Genomic DNA, 19,350 nt, shown 5'->3' with positions numbered 1-19,350 from the left:
TGAAAGATACACGGAACTGAGAACGCTATCAAGTTTGAGATGAAAATAGCAAAACCAAACCGAGTAAGAATGTAACTAATCCCAATAAAAAACAATGAGACCTTAGTGCACTATTGTCACTCAAGATCTCATTAATTTTACTGTTTACGGTTATATCTCAATTACTTTGATAATAACTGATTCATTGCACTTAGAAATTGTGATGGATCATCTAAAGAGCCGCGCTCTGCTAGCATCGCTTGACCAAGTAGCATTTCAACCCAACGGCCAAATGCTTCTTCATCCGCTTCATCTGCCATTTGCTTAATCAGGGCATGCTCAGGGTTAATTTCAAAAATGTACTTCACTTCAGGCGCCGCTTGACCAGCCGCTTCTAAAAGTTTCGCCATTTGTGTACCCATTTCAAAATCATCGGTAACAACAACGGCTGGCGTAGTCGCTAATTTAAACGTAGTACGAACCTCTTTAACACGATCACCTAAGTAAGCTTTTGTACGTTCAACTACTGACTTAAATTCTTCTGTTGTTTCTTTTTGTTTTTCTTTTTCCGCTTCGTTTTCAAATTTGCTTAAATCCAAACCAGCTTTGGTAATTGATTGGAATTGTTTGCCATCAAATTCAGTTAAGTAGCTCATTAGCCACTCATCGATGCGGTCATACATTAAGACAACTTCAATGCCTTTTGATTTGAATTGCTCTAAGTGTGGGCTATTTTTCGCAGCCGCATAGCTATCAGATGTTAGGTAGAAAATCTTATCTTGATCTTCTTTCATGCGCTCAACATAACTCGCAAGGCTAATCGCTTGTTCTGAGCTGTCTTTATTAGTAGAAGCAAAACGTAGTAGGCCTGCAATTTTATCTTTATTGGCGAAATCTTCAGCCAAACCTTCTTTTAATACTTGCCCAAACTCTTTCCAAAAAGATAAATATTTATCATTATCTTTTTTAGCTATCTTCTCAAGCATACTTAATACACGTTTTGTACACGCACCACGTAATGATTGAGTCACTTTGTTGTCTTGAAGTATTTCGCGAGAAACATTCAGAGCCAAATCATTCGAGTCGATTAATCCTTTAACAAATCGTAGGTAACTCGGCATGAACTGCTCAGCATCATCCATAACAAACACGCGTTGAACATAAAGTTTAAGACCACTTTTATGATCACGATTCATCATATCAAACGGAGCTTTAGCTGGAATATACAATAAGCTAGTGTAGTCGTTTTTACCTTCTACTTTATTGTGACTCCACGTCAGTGGATCAGCAAAGTCATGAGATACATGCTTATAAAATTCTTGGTATTCTGCGTCTTCAATTTCTGATTTATTACGAGTCCAAAGCGCTTGAGCTTTATTTACTTGCTCCCACTTACCTTCAGTCTCTTTACCTTCTTCGTCTTTTTCAACAGTCCAAATAGAAACCGGGATGCCGATGTGATCTGAATATTTACCAATCACTTCTTTTAGACGCCACTCACTTAAGAACTCTTTACCTTCATCACGCATGTGAAGAATAATGTCCGTACCACGAGATTCTTTAGTCACATCTTCTATTGTGTAATCGCCTTCGCCTTCAGAGTGCCATTGCACTGCCTGATCTTTTGCTGCACCAGCAACACGAGTACGAACCGTTACCGCATCTGCGACAATAAATGCAGAGTAGAAACCAACGCCAAACTGACCGATAAGTTGAGAATCTTTACTTTGATCTTCTGACAATTTTGAGAAGAAATCAGCCGTACCAGATTTCGCGATAGTGCCCAAATGTTCAATAACATCTTCACGACCCATACCAATACCATTATCTGAAATGGTTAGAGTATTCGCTTCAACATTAAACGAAATTTTCACACCTAAATCGGCATTGCCTTCGTATAAATCGCCGTTTGATAACGCTTTAAAACGTAATTTATCTGAAGCATCTGATGCGTTTGAAATAAGCTCACGTAAAAATATTTCTTTATTTGAATATAAAGAATGAATCATTAGATGAAGTAGTTGTTTAACTTCTGACTGAAAGCCGCGTGTTTCTTTGTTATTAATAGTTTGTTCGCTCATCTATAAAACTCCAAAAAAGGATAATGTTTATTAACTTGATAAAGTAATAAGGGCATAAAATATCAATTCAAGGTAAACCAATGTAAAAAACGGTGTTTTTTTGCTTTTTTTATACTATAAAATGCGTAATGATAAGTTTTGACATAAAATAGACATTCTAAAAATGATACTTGGATATCATTATCGAGAATCACACTACTGAGTTAACAACCAATGAATATAGAAAATAAAAAATCATTATTGGCAACCGGTTCCTATTCGATCCAAACGATAATAGCCTCATCGATACATTAAATGATGATGAAATCCTTCGCTTGGGTGGCAATGAAAGCCGAGTTTTAAGCCTACTTATTCAAGAACCAGGGAAGGTTGTTAGTCGTCACGAATTACATGAATATGTATGGAGAGATCAAGGTTTTGAAGTAGATGATTCAAGCCTAACACAAGCTATTTCTACGTTAAGAAAAATGCTACAAGATCCAACAAAACTGCCTTTATACGTAAAGACAGTGCCTAAACGTGGATATCAATTCATTTCAACAGCAATACCTCAAGCAACGTCAGAAACAGAAGAAAGTAATCCCTTCGAAAGCGAGCTTCAACAAAGTGAAGTATTAATCATTGAGGAATCGATTACGTCAAATGAACCAACACCTATTACACCTGAATATTCTGACAAAAAAGCACCTGTAGACTCTGATGTTGTAGTGGCAAAACCTCAAGCACATTTATCTTTATTAGGTACGATTACCTTAATTTTTGCTTTTATATTGCCGATTATTGCTTACATCAACCATACACCAAAATCAGACGCATTCGTTCAAATCGCAAGTTATGATAATACACCGGTATTGATTCCAGTAAATCACCCAAATATAGACCAATGGAAGCCATTAATTGAACGATGTATTGTGTCATATAACTCGAAGCATACTGACTTGTTAAAGCCGATTGAAGTCATTGCAACGGGTGGTAAACCAAACCAAATCACCCTTAACTACATTCATAGTAGCGAATACAGCGATCAGAGTATTAGTGTTCGTTTAATGATAAATCAGAAAGAGGTGGATAATATATGTGGTTAAACAAAGAGCAGGTGCCTCTCATGAAACGCTTCTTTCCTCTTGCGTTACTTTTACTCTCTATTTTAGGCAGTGCTTGGTTTTATTGGGCAAGTGACAGTAAAGTGGAACAATTACTGACCTCTAAAGAGTGGCAAAGTATGAGAACCATTCGTATTGATACTAACTACGAAGACATGGGGCCACTCAAACGAGCAGATATTCGCTCTAATGTCGTTTATCTTCCAAATAAGACTTACTCAAAATCATCAAACCTCACGCTTTTCAGTCCATCTGATGATAAGCAACAACCATTGACGATAAATGTCATGGAGACAGGGAATTGGGATTACAGCGGTGACTATTTATTGATTGATCCTACTGAATTTAAAGATGTTACTTCAAACGATAATAAAGAGTTCACAGGCTCTCAAAAAGAACTCATTATGCGTGTATTTAGAATGGACGCACAGCAAAGCAAACGTGTTGATGTATTAAATGATAAGACATTATTGCTTACTAGCTTAAATTATGGCTCAGATATTCTGTTCTCTCATTAAGTAAGTTTGCTTAGCGTATAAAAAAAGAAGCCCTCATTGGCTAATGCCGTTCACTTAAGGGTGAATGGCATTCTTGTTTCTGGCATATCGTTGAGGTCTTGGTTTTACCATTCGAGGGAATGTTCTTTCCCTTCGCCTATCAAGTATTAAGCTTTCAGCCATCTGGTGGAAGCCTTTTAATTGTCGAGGGATCGCTCCTGGCGTTGAGTATGGTAAACCAACTAATAATGCAGATACATGAGCAAGTGTCCCATTAAAACTCAATTGATAAGGGAGATAATTTCCTTTTAAATTAAAGCAAAGCTCTACCATTTGGTAGCGAATTAAATTATAAGTCAACAAGATACCCCATAGTTCTTGTTTCACTAATTCAGGCAGACGGCTTCGTAGTGTTAAGCGATTTCCTAACATGTATTGTTTCTGCTCTCGGTAACCCAATTCTATTTCCCAACGATGCTCATAAAGACCGACTATATCTTTCAATGGGTAACGTAATGGGTCAATCATTGACGTCAGAACTTGATAATCTTTTCCTTTAATTTTTCGAGTGTAAGCGTGCGGGGAACTACACCTTGTCTTTTACATTCCAAGGTAAAAGTGAATCGATATCTGGCGATCCAACACATAAACGATCTAGACAATACCTAATATAATCGTAAGGGATTAATCCGTTTGCCTTTGCTGTTTCTACAATGCTGTAAAGCATTGCACTTGAATCTGCACCAGCCGTTGAACCCGAAAATAACCAGTTTTTCCGGCCGATAACAAACGGTTTAACCGCTCGCTCTGCTCGATTGTTATCAATAGATAACAATCCATCATCAATATAACGAACTAATTTATCCCATTGATTTAATGTATAGCTAATCGCCTCACCTAATTTTGTTTTAGGTGATACTCGACTAACTGCGCTATCAAGCCAATCACGGAGCTCTTTAAGTAAATCGCGGGCTTCTGTCTGCCTAGCAACATACTTGGCTTCAGGGGAAGCCTCTTTTAATAACGATTCGATCCGGTATAGCTTTTGGATTTTACTCAATACCCAATCTGCACTCCCTGTTTTCCCTTTTACTTGAACACGTTGAGCCTCAATAAATCGTCGACGTGCGTGTGCCCAACAGCCAACTAAAATCGCTTCAGTTTGTTCATAACCTTGGTAACCATCGGTATGTAAATACCCGTTATAACCTTTTAAAAAGTTAACTGGATGGTAGCCATGCCTGCTAGATTGATAATCATAAAGTACAATTCCAGGCAAAACACCAGAGCCTGGAGAATCATAGCCAGAGCAGTAGACCCACATATAACATTTTGCTTTTTCAACATCCAACACATTTACCGTTGTTTCATCACAATGCAGAGTGGGTTGTTCAAGCAAAATACGATGTAACTCGTTATTAAGAGGGGTAAATAGTACCGAGCATTTTATTAACCAATCCGCCATCGTTCGCCGTCCAATAATGATACCCCATTGCTGAAATAACGTTTCTTGACGATAAAGTGGAAGACTGTATTGAAATTTAGCCGTAATAATTTGAGCAAGTAAACTTGCGGTCGCAATCCCTTTAGGGATTGGTGACGCTGGCATTGGGGCTTGTTTAATGTCTACTGAAGTATTGTTTTTTTCACAATTTCGGCAAGCATATTTAGGACGAACATGTTGAATAACTTCCACTTTAGCTGGTACAAATTCCAACTTTTCACTGATGTCTTTACCCATCGCATGCATCTCTAGACCGCAACACTTACAAGTTTTATCTTTTATGTCGTGGATAATAACAGTACGCGGTAAGTCTTCAGGTAAGCGTTGGCGTTTTGGCTTTTGACGAGTGTAGGTAATCGTTTGTGTGTCATCATTTTCAATGATGATTTCTTCTTCTGTTTCATTGAATAAATCAAATTGAGTCGAGTCAGATTCACTGCTTTTACCAAAGCGCTGATGTTGAGCCAGTCGAAATTGCTCTAGAAGACGGTTATATTTATTTTCAAGCTGAAGCACAAGTGCTTTCAGCTCGTCAATGGTATCAGGAAGTGGTTTTATTTTATCAGTCATGTAGATGACTATATAACGATAATACAGGTAATCAATCGGTTGCCTCCTATTCTTGACTGAGAATCAACTATTTAAAGGGTTGTTTGATAATGTACCGGTTGATGTCCTAAGATATCAAAACCTTGTAATAGCAGTGTCAGTTGCTGCTCTGATAATGCTAACGTATCGTTATTTATATTTCGTGGCCATTTGAAGCGGTCTTCATCTAATCGCTTGTACCATAAAGCGAATCCTGTTTTATCCCAATACAATATTTTGAGTTTATCACGAGGCTTATTGCAAAATATAAATAGAGCATCACTAAACGGTGATAGTTGCATTTCTTGCTCAACAATCACGACAAGGCCATTAATGGCCTTGCGAAAATCGACAAAATCACGATGAAGATAAATGGTGGAAACATCAGTAAATACATTCATGATTGATACCCTTTTAATAAGAGTCCTATCCAGTGAGGTTCAGTAGCTGGCAATGTTAATCGCAATTTTCCGATAGAAAGTTGAATATCTGGTAATTGTGGAGTGGCGATGATAGTTGATGTTAACGCTTCTACTTTCAAGAAAGTAGAAGCGTTAATCTTTTGTTTCCATCGTGCTTTACGTGCACTAAATGTCTTTGGCAGAATATTATGGTTACTACAAAATTCAGCGGCACTAAGCTTGCTAGATTGCTGAGATTCAAATAGAGCGTGCCATTGCTCTGGTGTTCTCTTTTTATCTTTTTGCATAATTACGTTCTCGTTAAATGAAAGATCGTAAGATACGCATAATGAATTTTATTTGTTAGGTGTAGTTCCCCGCACGCTTACTTTCGAGTCACGAGACGAGCAGTCATCGTTTCAGGTAAATTAGAAAACAGTTTTCTTGCTCTTGGGTTACTCCGAAGAATAACAAGTTTGTCATTACGACCTAGCGATCGAATTATTTCATATTGAGTATTTTTTTTAAGGGGAATAAGCCAGTGACGCTCTGAGCCTGTCATCTGCCATTTATGTAGTAATCCTAATGAATAGAACCCCTTATCGAACATAGTTACGCTATGGTCAGGTGTACTATCTATTAACTTCTCTGCCAATATCATTTCATTTGTATTGTAATTATCGAAAGCGCTCGCTGTAATAAGATGACTGCTTAGCTCCATTTGGCAAACCATTCTTACCTGTGGATATTGAGTTCCTTTTTGGCGAGAAAAAGCCTCTTCATTTTTCTGGTTATCAGGTGCTCTCCATACAACACCATCAACGCCTAAGAGAGTTAGTCCATTCCATTTAGGAAGATTAGCACTCTTAAGCCAGGAACTTGTCATTCGCTCAAAGACTGCTTTCATTGCTGCTTCACCTAGATTTTTTCGGCGCTGAGTAAGGGCACTAGGAGCGACAAAAGCTTTACCTGTACGGTCTACAATATCAAGCTGATTAACTAAATCCTTCATGGATTTATTGTTATAGATAGCCATACCAACAAGTAACCATACCATTGATTCAAGAGTAAGCTTTCGCTTCCTCATCGTCACCGTATCAGTGAGAGAATAAGCCTCATCAATCAGATGGATTGGAAGTAAATCAGCGAGAGTCTCTACGTTGCTAGGTTTCCAGTCATTGATTATGTTTAGAGCTTGAGAAACATCCATAAAAAAATCCAAGTGCATAAAATACACTTGGATTTTGACATCTAAAAAGGATCGGTCAACCGATCATATTTACCTTAAATGATCGGCATTAGCCCTCATTGGCTTCTTTTTTTATATCTAAGGACTTAAGACGACAAACCGATTGAATTCAATGTATTGCCATCAAAATCATAAACAGATAACGTCAACTCATCCAATAAACCGTAACTAGGCTTTTCTCCTACAATGCGCGGAAAAGTCGTTGAACCTGGGTTAAAAATAATGTGTTCGCCCTGCCATTCAGCAACCGTTATATGTGTATGCCCATGAGCAATAATGTCGCCTTTTCTCAGAAGAGGACGTTTTTCTGCATTATAAATATGGCCATGAGTTAAAAATATTTTTTGTCCCGTTGGTAACAACACAATATGGAAGTCGGCCATGATAGGAAACGATAACAGCATTTGATCGACCTCACTGTCACAATTCCCTCTTACTGCAATGATAGACTCGGCATGTTCATTTAATAATTCGGCCACTGCAATTGGATTATGCCCTTCAGGCAATGGATTTCTTGGCCCAAAATTAATTAAATCACCCAGTAAAATTAAATGTTCAGCTTTAGAAGCCAAAAAAAGCTCAATCATGCGCTGAGTCGCCGGTAAAGAGCCATGTAGATCAGAAGCAAAAAATAATTTCACGTGGTGTCCTAGATTAATAATACACATAAATAACGAGATTAATTATAAAGGAAAATTACATGAAAGTTGCCAATCAATAAACTCGATTTATACTTAGGCTATTGGATGTTCGAAATATCTTGCAGGAAACGAGATGAAAATACTAATTACAGGCAGTACCGGGTTAATAGGAAAAAAATTATTAGACCATTTAAAAGGTCATCATTTAGTCTTACTTACTCGTAATATAAAAAAAGCACAAACAGCATTAAATCATTTAGCATTACCTCATGCTGACTTCATTTCTGATCTGTCTACGCTTTCTCATTTAAATGATTTTGATACCATCATCAATTTGGCGGGAGAACCCATTGCCGATAAAAAATGGACCAACAAACAAAAAAGAACCATTTTAGATAGCCGTTGTGAGCTAACCCATGCATTAACTCAATTGTGTTTGGCGTCTTCAACGCCACCTCGTTGTTTTATTTCTGGCTCTGCAGTGGGTTATTATTCGGATCAAGGAAGCAACGACATTGATGAATCAACCGTTATCTCTAGTAATGATTTCGCTCATCGTGTTTGTAAAGAGTGGGAAGACGTTGCCTTAAAAGCAAACAATGAAGGTACACGGGTCTGTATACTCAGAACAGGCGTTGTTTTAGCAACATCAGGCGGAGCTCTTAAGAAAATGCTTTTGCCTTATCAATGTGGTGTTGGCGGCCCAATAGGTAAAGGCGCACAATATATGTCATGGATTCATATTGATGATATGGTTTATGCAATCTTATTTCTATTAGAGCACGAGAAAAGTCAGGGTATTTATAACCTCACTGCCCCACACCCTGTCACTAATAAAGAGTTTAGCCAAACGCTCGCAAGTACATTAAAACGACCACATTTATTAGTAACACCAACGTTAGTGATAAAAATTCTTTTAGGAGAAGCTTCTGTGCTTCTTACGGATAGTCAACGGATTAGACCTAAACGACTCGTAAACGAAGGATTTAAGTTCCGTTACTCTAGGATTGAATCAGCATTAAAGCATCTTTTAGGCTAAACCATTACCATTCCTCTCATTGCAATATCGTCATTTTGACGTCATTATTTTCTTTCTTAGTTTGGTTTTTATCGACTTACATGGGTAGTTACATCAGTAATTATCCATTCATGCAAAGGAAGCAATGAATGCAACGCGCTATTTTTATCACTGGTTGTTCAACTGGCATTGGTTACACCACCGCTCATCAACTCTCAAAACATGGTTTTCATGTCATTGCTTCATGCCGTAAAAAAGAAGACGTTTTACGATTGCAAAATGAAGGATTAACGTGCTTACACTTAGATTATTCGGACTCAGAGAGCATTTCTCTGGCGGTCAGCGAGTTATTAGCACTTACTGATGGAAAGTTGTACGCTTTATTCAATAATGGCGCGTATGGACAAGCGGGTGCACTGGAAGATCTGCCTAGAGAGGCACTAAAAGAGCAGTTTGAAGCAAACTTCTTTGGTTGGCATCAGTTAGTAATAGAGTTACTACCAATAATGAGAAAGCAAGGCTATGGAAGGATCATACAAAACAGCTCAGTACTTGGCATTGTGGCGATGAAATACCGTGGTGCATACAATTCTTCAAAATTCGCAATTGAAGGTTGGAGCGATACATTACGTTTAGAGTTAATGCAGACTAATATCCAGATCAGTTTAATTGAACCCGGTCCTATCGAGACAAACTTTAGATCTAATGCATTGAAAGCATTTAAAAAATGGGTAACTATCGAGAATAGTCCACATAAAGAAAAATACCTTATGCAACAACAGCGGTTAGAGAAAGAAGCCTCCGGAAGTGCCTTTGTACTCCCTCCTGAATCGATTATGTCACCATTGCTTCATGCACTTAATAGCAAAAAACCTAAAGCACGATATAGAGTTACCTTTCCTACTCATTTATTTGCAATATTAAAACGATTATTACCAACTAAGTGGTTAGATATGATCTTAAATAAGAGTGACTAATGTCATATTTTAAGTTTGTTTCAACCAAATAGAGAAGAAATATAAAAAAAGAACAATAATGTAATATTAGTGTCACATTGCAAGATTATATTTATTCCTATCCAGTCGTTAGTGTTTTTTCGGGGGGAATATGACGCTAGGAAAAATCAACTGGATCTGTGTGAGTGTAGCCGTTGCGGTATTCATACTGATCTAACTGTTACTTTCGCTTACGATAGACAAGCCATTATGCTCAGCATAGTGGCTTTCTTCGTATCTGGCGCCTTGAAAATCTATCCTAAACCCCATATAACTGTATATATCTATATAGAAAATACTATTTTAGGAAAAAACCATGCAGTCAGAACACAGCGTTGAACTTAACGAACAAAACTTCCAACAAATTCTTGAAGGCTCAACCCAGACTCCTGTCTTAATTCACTTCTGGGCACCAATGAGTCAAGAAAGCATTACGGTTATTCCTGCACTACAACAACTTGCTCAGCAATACGGAGACGCGGTTACTCTTGTTTTATTAAACTGCGAAGAACAGCAAGGCCTTGCTCAGCAATTTGGCGTTCAAACGCTTCCAACTATCGCCCTATTTAAAAGTGGCCAAGCCATTGATGGAATGGGTGGCCCCCAATCAATTGATGCAATACTAGGAATGTTAGATAAACACCTACCAAGCCAAGAAGAATTACAATTAGGCCAAGCATTTAAGTTAGTCGAAGAAGGCAATTACCAAAGCGCTCTCCCTATCCTATTGGCTTTACTTGAACATTTTGGTGGTAATGGTCAAATCAAATTACATATCGCGCAGTGTTACATTGAAACACAATCTTATGAACAAGCTGAAACCATCTTGTCTGAGATATTAATGCAAGATCAAGACAGCAAATACAAAGAACTAATTGCAAAGCTTCAACTGCATAAACAAGCCGGTAATACGCCAGAAATTCAAGCCTTAGAAGATCAATACAAAGCCGATACAACCAATAATGAAATCGCTTTAGAATTGGCAATTCAATACAGCCAAGTTAATCGACAAGAAGAAGCTCTAGATATCTTAATTGCGATTTTATTAAAAGATCTCAATGCTGAAGATGGGCAAGTTAAAAAAACCATGATGGATATTCTGTCTGCTCTTGGTCAAGGTAACCCTATTGCAGGAAAATACCGTCGCCAGTTGTACTCATTACTTTATTAATCAATAGTTGAGAATCGCCTGTTGTTATTTATTATGGCAACAGGTTAATCCTTTGATTATTGGACAATCATGACTTTCATCTCCAGGGCACGCATTAGCAAGTTCTAACAACGTTTGCTTCATCCCCTCTAACTCTTTAATTTTAGCCTCAATTTCTGTCACTTTTTCTAACGTCTTTCTTTTCACATCCGCACTACGACGATTCGGATTATTCGATAAGCTTAATAATTCTTGGCATTCTTCTAGACTAAAACCAACTAGCCTTGAGCGGCGAATGAGTTGCAACTCTTCCACTTGATTTTTAGTGTACTGTCGATAGCCATTTGCACTTCGATTCGCTTCTCTTATTACGCCTTTACTTTCATAAAAACGAATGGCTTTCGTCGTTAATCCCGTTAATTTTGCAACGTCACTAATATTCATTTCTCTTTACTCTACTTTATAGCTTGACCTTCCATTTACTGTAAGGTTTATTCTACATAACATCAAGATTTGTTATCGAGGTTAATTATGAGTCAGAAACTTACCCTACCCCTAGCGGGATTAAATTGTGGTCGTTGTATCGCAAAAGTGGAAAAAGCACTTTCAGAGATCCCGAAGATATCTCATTTCTCGGTAACCAAAACAGAATTAACATTAACGACGACACTCTCTTATGAAGAAATCGCAGAGAATATTACGCAATTAGGCTACTCCATTCCTGAACCCGAACTCATCACTTTGTACCTAGCAGGATTAAAGTGTGGTAAATGCATAAATAAAACCACAGACACGTTAAGTACCTTGTCGCATACCTCTATTGAGTCTATTTCAAAAGATAAAATCACGCTAAACACCGTGCACTCTCAAGAAAGCATCATTGAATTAATTGAATCCATCGGTTTTCAAGCAAGCTCTGCCCCCTTCATTCCAGATAGTCCCTTACCTAAAGAAGAGGTCATTACTCTGAATAAAGAAACACCGACAGATCAAAGCAAAACTGAAAAACAAAAAATAGAAAAAACAACACAATTAATTTTATCGGGAATGACTTGCGCTAGCTGTGTCGCCTCTGTAGAAAAAATAATTTCAGCCGTTGCTAATGTTCAATCTGTCAGTGTTAATTTAGCGGAACGTACCGCTTTAATTTATGGTGATATCAATGCACCTGAACTGATCAAAGCAATAGAAAAAGGCGGTTATGGTGCAGAGATCAGTTTAAGCGAAGAACAACGCCGTAAAAGCCAAAAAGAACAATACCTAAAAACCACCGTAGCACATAAAAGAAATACCATTATGTCGCTCGCAATAGGCGCGCCATTGATGCTTTGGGGGGTATTTGGTGGCAACATGCAAATAACAACCGTTAACGACCAACTTGCTTGGGGACTCATTGGGCTTATTTGTTTAGGTTTATTACTTACCGCTGGGAAACATTTTTTTGTTAATGCCTGGAAAGCATTTACTCATCACAGAGCGACAATGGATACGTTAGTGTCTCTTGGTACTGGTTCAGCTTGGCTCTACTCTATGGCACTGGTGATCTATCCTGCATTTTTCCCAGAGCAAGCTCGTCATGTTTATTTTGAAGCCACCGCAATGATCTTAGGATTAATTACGCTCGGAAATCTAATCGAAACCAAAGCTCGTAATCGCACATCAAATGCCATCGAAAAGCTGCTCAATCTTCAGCCTCAAACCGCTACGGTTATCCAAGATGGAAAAGAAGTAGAGTTGCCAGTGGCACTCGTAACGAAAGGGATGATCATTAAAATTAAACCGGGAGAGAAAATCCCAGTTGATGGTTCGATCATCAGCGGTGAAAGCTATTTAGATGAAGCAATGCTTACTGGAGAGCCTCTTCCTTGTTTAAAAATAAAAGACGATGTTGTGCATGCAGGAACCATCAATCAACAGGGTAGCTTTACTTTCACAGCAACGAATGTCGGTGAACATACTATGCTTGCTCGGATCATTGCCATGGTACGTAACGCGCAAAGTAGCAAACCAAAACTGGCTAAGCTCGCGGATAAAATCTCATCCGTATTTGTCCCAAGCGTTATGATCATCGCCATTTTTTCGGCTTTACTTTGGTATAACTTTGGTCCAGAACCAACATCGAGCTACATGCTTGTTGTTGCTACAACGGTACTCATCATTGCCTGCCCTTGTGCTTTAGGTCTTGCAACACCAATGTCAGTGACTGTTGGTGTCGGTAAAGCCGCTGAGTTTGGCGCATTAATAAAAGACGCTGACGTTTTACAAACAGCAAGTCATATCGATACCGTGGTGGTTGATAAAACGGGCACATTAACAGAAGGAAAACCCACGGTCAGTAAAGTGACAAGCTTTGCGGCTTACAATGAAAAAGACATCATTTCATTCGCAGCAGCAATCGAAAGTCACTCTGAACACCCACTCGCTCATGCAGTAATGACATATCTCAATCAGCATTCATGGGATTTAGTCACCAGTACACAGTTTAATGCTCAATTAGGCCTAGGAGCTTCTGCAAACATTGCTGGCGAGACTGTGTTCATAGGAAATACCTCTTATTTATTAAACAATGAGATTGCCACTCCTGACGTTGAATTATCTCCTGCATCAACGCCTCTCTTTGTGGCGATAAATAAAGAATGTATTGGTGTTATTGAAGTAAGTGATGCAATTCGACCCGATTCAAAACTTGCTGTAGCCCAATTTACTCAACTCGGTATTAATGTCGTAATGCTCACAGGTGATCGCAAAGAAACTGCTAATTATGTGGCTCAACAACTCGGAATAACTCATGTTGTTTCGGGGGTATTACCCGATGGGAAAGCTCAGACAATAAAAGACTTACAAGCTCAAGGAAAGAAAGTAGCTATGATTGGGGATGGCATTAATGATGCCCCAGCGTTAGCTCAGGCAGAAGTAGGGATTGCGATGGGCAATGGCAGTGATGTCGCGATTGAAAGCGCTCAATTGACCTTAATACGACACTCACTGCTTACCGCCGTTAATGCGATTGAGCTTTCAAGAGCAACCATTACAAATATGAAACAGAACTTATTCGGTGCCTTTATTTATAATGCGATAGGCATTCCTATTGCTGCCGGTATTCTTTTTTCATTTACTGGTATGTTACTCAGTCCTGTTGTAGCAGGAGCAGCGATGGCACTTTCTTCTATTACCGTTGTATCCAATGCAAATAGATTACGACTTTTTAAATCTCAGTTTTCAAACAAACATACTGACTAGGAGCTTGACATGATTAATTTGCTTGGAGTCATACTTATTATTGCCATTATTTATTGGTTTTGGCTTTCACCACATTCAAAATAACCTTAGGACACAACAATGAAATTATTTAAACTCACTTTTGCTTCATTGCTTTTCTTAACAACATCCGCTTACGCCTCTACCGAAGTCATGACTTATAAATCACCATATTGTGGTTGTTGCTCTGAATGGGTAGAGCACATGGAAGATAACGGTTTCACGGTAAAGATTGAAGATCATGAAGACATGAATCCAATCAAAGAGAAACTAGGTGTAGAGCCACGCCTCGCATCATGTCATACCGCTGTTATTGATGGTTACGTATTTGAAGGGCATATACCAGCAGAGGATATTAAACAATTTCTAGCAGAACCAAGAGATTTTAAAGGATTAGCGGTTCCTGGAATGCCAATGGGATCACCAGGGATGGAATATGGCGATAAAAAAGACACCTACCAAGTTATCGCATTTAAAGAGAATGGTAAATTGGCAATATTCAACACTCATAATTAAAATCTAACTAATTGATAAATAAAGCCATGTTGAGTTAATTAACATAGCTTTTTGTTATTTAGCACGACTTAGCTTGTTTTTTAAATGCATCAGACGTAAAAAAGCCGCATCATTTCTGATGCGGCTTTTTTGAAGGTGGTCGGTGAAGAGGGATTCGAACCCCCGACCCTCTGGTCCCAAACCAGATGCGCTACCAAGCTGCGCTATTCACCGAGCTGTTAAACAAAGGACTGTGTCCGTGTCAACGAGGGCTATAATACTGCTCAGGATTTTTTTGACAAGTATTATTTTAACTTTTTAATTTGTTCGGTCATTTATTCAGCAAAGACGTTGAATTTACAACTAAATCCCCTCAGTAAATAACAATCTGAGGGGATCAGTTTACTTTTTATCTATTACTTATAAACAATTTCACCACGTGGTGCGAATTCATTCACATCAATTGGGCTATTTGTTTCTAAAAACTCTTTTAATACTTCGGCATCAACAAAGCCCGTATTTACATAACCCGAATGACCCGACACTTTAGGGTAACCATCACCACCCGCGGCGTTGTAGCTTGGAATAGTAAAACGGTACGTTTTGTCTAAACGCAGTTGCTTACCACCAATGAATACGTTAGATACTTTACCGGCTTCAACGGTCATTTTAATACCTGCGAACTGAGCATAGGCACCAGAATCGATTGGTTTAGTCGCCACCACATTTAGGTAATCTAATACTTCAGCGCGATTCATATCAACATAACTAACAATATTACCAAATGGCTGCACCGTTAGAACATCTTTATAAGTAACATCACCCATTTCAATCGAATCACGTACACCACCCGAATTCATTACCGCAAAATCGGCTTTTGCACGAACCATGTGAGAAGTCGCAATTAAACGCCCAAGGTTAGTCTGCTCAAAACGAACCACATTACGGTCACCTTCTAACTTTCCATTCGTTTCTGCAATTTTCACATTCAACTGGCCTTGACCTTTTTCTTGGTAAGGCGTTAGGAAAGCCAATAACTCAGGATCTTGCACAATTTCATCTTGAATAAAGACACGCTCACTTTTGCCATCAACTTTTATTTTCTTCTTCAAGTTAACCGGGATTAGGTTATAACTCACCATTTCCAATTCACCATTACGGAATTCAAAATCAGCACGACCTACGTACTTGCCCCATTCATGAGCTTGAACGATCCAAGTGCCATTTTGTTGATCAGGTTGACATTCGTCACCAGGCTTAAAGTTTTGTTTAACAACGTTCGCCCCTTCCATACAAACAGGCTCTTGTGAGTGGCCACCCACAATCATATCCAACTCACCTAATTCAAGAGAACGAGCAAGTGCTACATCACCTGGTGCATTAATACCACGTTGACCATTTTCATAGTGACCCATGTGAGTAACTGCAAAAATAAGATCGGGTTTTTCTGATTCATTCAGTTCAGCAATGACTTTCTTTGCTTCTTCTTTTGGATCTCGGAAATCAATACCACCGATGTATTCAGGGTTACCAATTTTAGCCGTGTCTTCTGTCGTGAAACCAATAACCGCAATTTTAATGCCTTGCTTTTCAAAAATCTCGTAAGCTTGATACATGCGCTCACCAGTTTCTTTATCATAAATGTTGGCAGACAGCATTGGGAATTTAGCCCAATCTATTTGCTTTTGAAGCACATCTAATGGGTTATCAAATTCATGGTTACCTAATGCAATCGCATCATATCCAATTTTATTCATGCCTTTAAAATCAGGCTCTGCATCTTGTAAATCAGACTCAGGTACACCGGTATTAATATCACCACCAGAAAGAAGTAAAACACTCCCCCCTTCAGCTTGAACATCGGCACGTAATTCATCAATCAACGTCTTACGCGCTGCCATACCGTACTCACCATATTTATTTTGCCAAAAGCGGCCATGGTTATCGTTAGTATGTAGCACAGTTAACTTATACGTAGTGTCTTCTTGCCACGCATGTTCAGACGTTGTAGCGCAACCAGCCAATGTAGTAAGTAATGCGGCAGCAATCGCTGTTTTAAGAGAAAGACGTTCCATCATGTTTCACCATTTAAATTCAAGGGGATAAGTTAGATCAAAAAAGGGAAAACCACTTTAATAATCAAATAACCTGACCGAGTTTAAAAGAATTGCTTTTCACTCTCACATTGATCTCATAAATATGTCTATTGGATCACTAAAAATGGCTAATAAATAAGTAAAAAAAGGTAAATGCTAGCGAAATTTTAAATTTTAAACCAACGCAATCGTTCACTTTGATGGTTTTTAATTCAACGGTTTACCATCACTTCAAATCGCCTTCTGTTTAAGCTTAAAAATATAATCACTTCTTTATGTGCTTTAAATAAAAAAAAACCATCAAGTTATTTCATTTTTGCCCGATACCATATACATAAATGTACAAATAGATAATAAAAATAGAAATTTAATATATAAAATTTCACTACAATTTGGATGATATAATGAAATTAAAACATAAATTAATCGGGGCCAGTCTACTTGCTGTTATCGTGACGGCTGCTGCATTAACATGGCTCGCGTCAAATCAGTTGTTTGAACAAACTCGAAATGGCGTTTATTCTCGAGCTGAAAGTGTGACATCTTCTGCCACTACCGGAATTTCTAATTGGATTTCAATTAAAGCTGAAATTGCGCATGCTATTAATGACTACACTCAAGAAGATGACGTGGTCTCTTTTTTACAGTTAAGCCGTAAAGCGGGTGGTTTTGATAATATTTTCTTTGGTACACCTCAAGGGGATATGTACCGCTCTCATCCTGAAAGAAATCGTGCCGATTACGATCCTCGTCAACGCCCTTGGTATCAAGAAGCTCAACGAGAAAACAAACAAATCATTACTTCCGCCTATCAAGATGCCATTACTCAATCTCTTCTGGTAACCATTGCTGAACCTGTTTATAAGAATGGTCAATTTCTTGGTGTTGTCGGTGCCGATGTACTAATTGATCAACTAATTGACGATGTCATCAGCCTAGATGCAGGTAAAGACACCATCACAATGTTAATTGATAGCGATGGCACTTTCTTAACGCATCCAAATACGTCGCTTATCAAAAAAGAAGTAAATCGTTATTTCTCGGGTATGACGCCTCAAAGTATTCAAGAATCCATTAATTCAAAAACCATTGAATTCGCAGAAATCAACGGCAGTAATAAGCTGGTTTATTTTGCAAAAGTACCTAATACAAAATGGACATTTGCCGTTGAAATGACACAAGCAACAGAAGAAGCCGCACACAGCGCACTCCTTCGTGAAATCATCCTGCTTAGCATTGTATTAACAGTCATTGTTGTTATCGGTGTAACCACCTTGGTTAACGTCCTATTTAGAGATCTACTTCGAGTATCTGATGCGCTTGCTGAAATTTCATCAGGTGAAGGGGATTTAACTCAACGTTTAATTCCAAACAGTAATGATGAAGTTGGCCAACTTGCTATCAACTTCAATACCTTTGTGGGCAATATGCACTCAATGGTGTGTCGCTTACGTGACATATCACTTACGTTAGCTAACCAAGCCAATTTAACCGCAGAAAGTGCTGAAGAACGTAATGTTCGAATCCAACATCAAATGGATGAGATCAACATGGTTGCAACCGCAATTAATGAAATGGCAGCTGCGACTCAAGAAATTGCAAGCAACGCAGATAATACAGCTCAAACAGCTGAACAAACCGTTAGTGCTTCAAACCATGGTGCTGAGCAAGTAAGTCAAAGCCAACATTCAATTGATAACTTGGCAAAAGAAGTAGAAACCGCAACACAAGTTATCGGCGAATTGCATCACAACGCACAAAACATCAATACGATCCTATCCACCATTCAAAACATTGCAGAACAAACGAACTTACTCGCACTCAATGCCGCAATTGAAGCGGCACGTGCCGGTGAACAAGGTCGTGGTTTTGCCGTTGTTGCTGATGAAGTTCGAATTTTAAGTCAACGTACACACGCGTCGACTCAAGAAATTCAACAAATGATAGAGACATTGCAAGGCACAACTCAAAAAGCGGTTGGCATCATGGAAGACAGCCAAAATCTAGCCAACACCAGTGTTGAAGATGCACAATCAGCCTCTGCTAGTTTGCTTCAGATTACAAATTCAGTGACATTAATTAGCGACATGGCGGCTCAAATTGCAGCGGCGGCTGAAGAGCAATCATCGGTTACAGAAGAAATTACGCGTAACACCGAAGCGGTTCGTGATGTATCAAATGAATTAACGACCGAAACACAGCAATCGGTTATTCAAGCATCACAATTATCTGAATTATCAAACGAACTAAAACAAGAAATAGACAGATTTAAACTGTAACCTCTTACTTACTTCG

At 38.5% G+C, this 19,350-nt stretch carries 15 protein-coding genes, 1 tRNA gene and 2 pseudogenes; 8 read left to right on the top strand and 10 right to left on the bottom strand.

The window, feature by feature from the left end; all coding sequences use genetic code 11:
* Positions 1 to 161: 161 nt before the first annotated feature.
* Positions 162 to 2,060, bottom strand: a complete 1,899-nt coding sequence (gene htpG, locus VSAL_RS04570; RefSeq protein ID WP_012549603.1) for a molecular chaperone HtpG — start codon at positions 2,058 to 2,060, stop codon at positions 162 to 164.
* Positions 2,061 to 2,374: 314 nt separating this feature from the next.
* On the opposite strand from htpG, the gene VSAL_RS04565 reads away from it, so the two are divergent.
* Together VSAL_RS04565 and VSAL_RS04560 are read left to right on the top strand one after the other, a co-directional pair.
* Positions 2,375 to 3,145 (top strand): winged helix-turn-helix domain-containing protein, encoded by a 771-nt coding sequence (locus tag VSAL_RS04565; protein WP_231850876.1) that lies wholly within the window; start codon positions 2,375 to 2,377, stop codon positions 3,143 to 3,145.
* The gene (locus VSAL_RS04560) at positions 3,136 to 3,681 is read left to right on the top strand and encodes a regulatory protein ToxS (RefSeq protein WP_012549602.1); all 546 of its coding nucleotides are present in this window, start codon (positions 3,136 to 3,138) and stop codon (positions 3,679 to 3,681) included. Before VSAL_RS04565 ends, VSAL_RS04560 begins: the two co-directional genes overlap by 10 nt.
* Positions 3,682 to 3,735: 54 nt before the next feature.
* Here VSAL_RS04560 and VSAL_RS04555 read toward each other — a convergent pair.
* From VSAL_RS04555 to yfcE, 6 genes and pseudogenes are all read right to left on the bottom strand, one after another.
* A pseudogene (locus VSAL_RS04555) lies at positions 3,736 to 4,230 on the bottom strand (transposase); the annotation flags it as partial.
* A gap of 16 nt (positions 4,231 to 4,246) precedes the next feature.
* Positions 4,247 to 5,734, bottom strand: a complete 1,488-nt coding sequence (locus VSAL_RS04550; RefSeq protein WP_012549008.1) for an IS66-like element ISVsa2 family transposase — start codon at positions 5,732 to 5,734, stop codon at positions 4,247 to 4,249.
* A gap of 71 nt (positions 5,735 to 5,805) precedes the next feature.
* Positions 5,806 to 6,153, bottom strand: coding sequence for an IS66 family insertion sequence element accessory protein TnpB (tnpB, locus tag VSAL_RS04545; RefSeq protein WP_012548924.1), 348 nt, complete (start codon positions 6,151 to 6,153; stop codon positions 5,806 to 5,808).
* Positions 6,150 to 6,461 carry an IS66 family insertion sequence element accessory protein TnpA gene (gene tnpA, locus VSAL_RS04540; RefSeq protein ID WP_012549601.1) on the bottom strand — a complete coding sequence of 104 codons (312 nt, stop codon included), beginning with the start codon at positions 6,459 to 6,461 and terminating at the stop codon, positions 6,150 to 6,152. The genes tnpB and tnpA overlap by 4 nt, the downstream gene beginning before the upstream one ends.
* 80 nt (positions 6,462 to 6,541) lie before the next feature.
* A pseudogene (locus VSAL_RS04535) lies at positions 6,542 to 7,363 on the bottom strand (IS4 family transposase); the annotation flags it as partial.
* A gap of 125 nt (positions 7,364 to 7,488) precedes the next feature.
* A complete protein-coding gene (yfcE, locus tag VSAL_RS04530) occupies positions 7,489 to 8,043 on the bottom strand; it encodes a phosphodiesterase (protein ID WP_044583196.1) in 555 nt (184 codons plus the stop codon).
* 133 nt (positions 8,044 to 8,176) lie between these two features.
* On the opposite strand from yfcE, the gene VSAL_RS04525 reads away from it, so the two are divergent.
* From VSAL_RS04525 to VSAL_RS04515, 3 genes are all read left to right on the top strand, one after another.
* Positions 8,177 to 9,082: a TIGR01777 family oxidoreductase gene (locus VSAL_RS04525; RefSeq protein ID WP_012549599.1), complete on the top strand. Its 906-nt coding sequence runs from the start codon at positions 8,177 to 8,179 to the stop codon at positions 9,080 to 9,082.
* Between the two features lie 128 nt (positions 9,083 to 9,210).
* Positions 9,211 to 10,038 (top strand): SDR family oxidoreductase, encoded by an 828-nt coding sequence (locus VSAL_RS04520; protein WP_012549598.1) that lies wholly within the window; start codon positions 9,211 to 9,213, stop codon positions 10,036 to 10,038.
* Between the two features lie 334 nt (positions 10,039 to 10,372).
* Positions 10,373 to 11,227 (top strand): co-chaperone YbbN, encoded by an 855-nt coding sequence (locus VSAL_RS04515; RefSeq protein WP_012549597.1) that lies wholly within the window; start codon positions 10,373 to 10,375, stop codon positions 11,225 to 11,227.
* Between the two features lie 24 nt (positions 11,228 to 11,251).
* Here VSAL_RS04515 and cueR read toward each other — a convergent pair whose 3' ends face one another.
* Positions 11,252 to 11,650 carry a Cu(I)-responsive transcriptional regulator gene (cueR, locus tag VSAL_RS04510; RefSeq protein ID WP_012549596.1) on the bottom strand — a complete coding sequence of 133 codons (399 nt, stop codon included), beginning with the start codon at positions 11,648 to 11,650 and terminating at the stop codon, positions 11,252 to 11,254.
* An 87-nt stretch (positions 11,651 to 11,737) separates the two neighbouring features.
* On the opposite strand from cueR, the gene VSAL_RS04505 reads away from it, so the two are divergent.
* Together VSAL_RS04505 and VSAL_RS04500 are read left to right on the top strand one after the other, a co-directional pair.
* The gene (locus VSAL_RS04505; protein ID WP_012549595.1) at positions 11,738 to 14,446 is read left to right on the top strand and encodes a cation transporter; all 2,709 of its coding nucleotides are present in this window, start codon (positions 11,738 to 11,740) and stop codon (positions 14,444 to 14,446) included.
* Positions 14,447 to 14,545: 99 nt separating this feature from the next.
* Positions 14,546 to 14,980: a DUF411 domain-containing protein gene (locus tag VSAL_RS04500; RefSeq protein ID WP_012549594.1), complete on the top strand. Its 435-nt coding sequence runs from the start codon at positions 14,546 to 14,548 to the stop codon at positions 14,978 to 14,980.
* Between the two features lie 136 nt (positions 14,981 to 15,116).
* Here the strand turns inward: VSAL_RS04500 and VSAL_RS04495 are convergent.
* Together VSAL_RS04495 and ushA are read right to left on the bottom strand one after the other, a co-directional pair.
* Positions 15,117 to 15,193: transfer RNA gene (locus VSAL_RS04495), tRNA-Pro, on the bottom strand.
* Between the two features lie 182 nt (positions 15,194 to 15,375).
* Positions 15,376 to 17,037: a bifunctional UDP-sugar hydrolase/5'-nucleotidase UshA gene (gene ushA / locus VSAL_RS04490; protein ID WP_012549593.1), complete on the bottom strand. Its 1,662-nt coding sequence runs from the start codon at positions 17,035 to 17,037 to the stop codon at positions 15,376 to 15,378.
* 422 nt (positions 17,038 to 17,459) lie between these two features.
* Between ushA and VSAL_RS04485 the strand changes: the two genes are divergently transcribed.
* Complete coding sequence (locus tag VSAL_RS04485) at positions 17,460 to 19,334, top strand: methyl-accepting chemotaxis protein (protein WP_012549592.1); 1,875 nt, start codon at positions 17,460 to 17,462, stop codon at positions 19,332 to 19,334.
* The last annotated feature ends 16 nt before the right edge of the window (positions 19,335 to 19,350 follow it).

Source organism: Aliivibrio salmonicida LFI1238 (genome assembly GCF_000196495.1).
Classification (GTDB): Bacteria; Pseudomonadota; Gammaproteobacteria; order Enterobacterales; family Vibrionaceae; genus Aliivibrio; species Aliivibrio salmonicida.
This window is presented reverse-complemented; position numbering and strand designations above follow the sequence as displayed.

What these genes read in the sequence shown, in the direction of transcription:
- htpG (WP_012549603.1), bottom strand. Translation starts at nt 2,060, where the DNA reads ATGAGCGAACAAACTATTAATAACAAAGAAACACGCGGCTTTCAGTCA.
- VSAL_RS04560 (WP_012549602.1), top strand. Translation starts at nt 3,136, where the DNA reads ATGTGGTTAAACAAAGAGCAGGTGCCTCTCATGAAACGCTTCTTTCCT.
- VSAL_RS04550 (WP_012549008.1), bottom strand. Translation starts at nt 5,734, where the DNA reads ATGACTGATAAAATAAAACCACTTCCTGATACCATTGACGAGCTGAAA.
- tnpB (WP_012548924.1), bottom strand. Translation starts at nt 6,153, where the DNA reads ATGAATGTATTTACTGATGTTTCCACCATTTATCTTCATCGTGATTTT.
- tnpA (WP_012549601.1), bottom strand. Translation starts at nt 6,461, where the DNA reads ATGCAAAAAGATAAAAAGAGAACACCAGAGCAATGGCACGCTCTATTT.
- VSAL_RS04525 (WP_012549599.1), top strand. Translation starts at nt 8,177, where the DNA reads ATGAAAATACTAATTACAGGCAGTACCGGGTTAATAGGAAAAAAATTA.
- VSAL_RS04520 (WP_012549598.1), top strand. Translation starts at nt 9,211, where the DNA reads ATGCAACGCGCTATTTTTATCACTGGTTGTTCAACTGGCATTGGTTAC.
- VSAL_RS04515 (WP_012549597.1), top strand. Translation starts at nt 10,373, where the DNA reads ATGCAGTCAGAACACAGCGTTGAACTTAACGAACAAAACTTCCAACAA.
- cueR (WP_012549596.1), bottom strand. Translation starts at nt 11,650, where the DNA reads ATGAATATTAGTGACGTTGCAAAATTAACGGGATTAACGACGAAAGCC.
- VSAL_RS04505 (WP_012549595.1), top strand. Translation starts at nt 11,738, where the DNA reads ATGAGTCAGAAACTTACCCTACCCCTAGCGGGATTAAATTGTGGTCGT.
- VSAL_RS04500 (WP_012549594.1), top strand. Translation starts at nt 14,546, where the DNA reads ATGAAATTATTTAAACTCACTTTTGCTTCATTGCTTTTCTTAACAACA.
- ushA (WP_012549593.1), bottom strand. Translation starts at nt 17,037, where the DNA reads ATGATGGAACGTCTTTCTCTTAAAACAGCGATTGCTGCCGCATTACTT.
- VSAL_RS04485 (WP_012549592.1), top strand. Translation starts at nt 17,460, where the DNA reads ATGAAATTAAAACATAAATTAATCGGGGCCAGTCTACTTGCTGTTATC.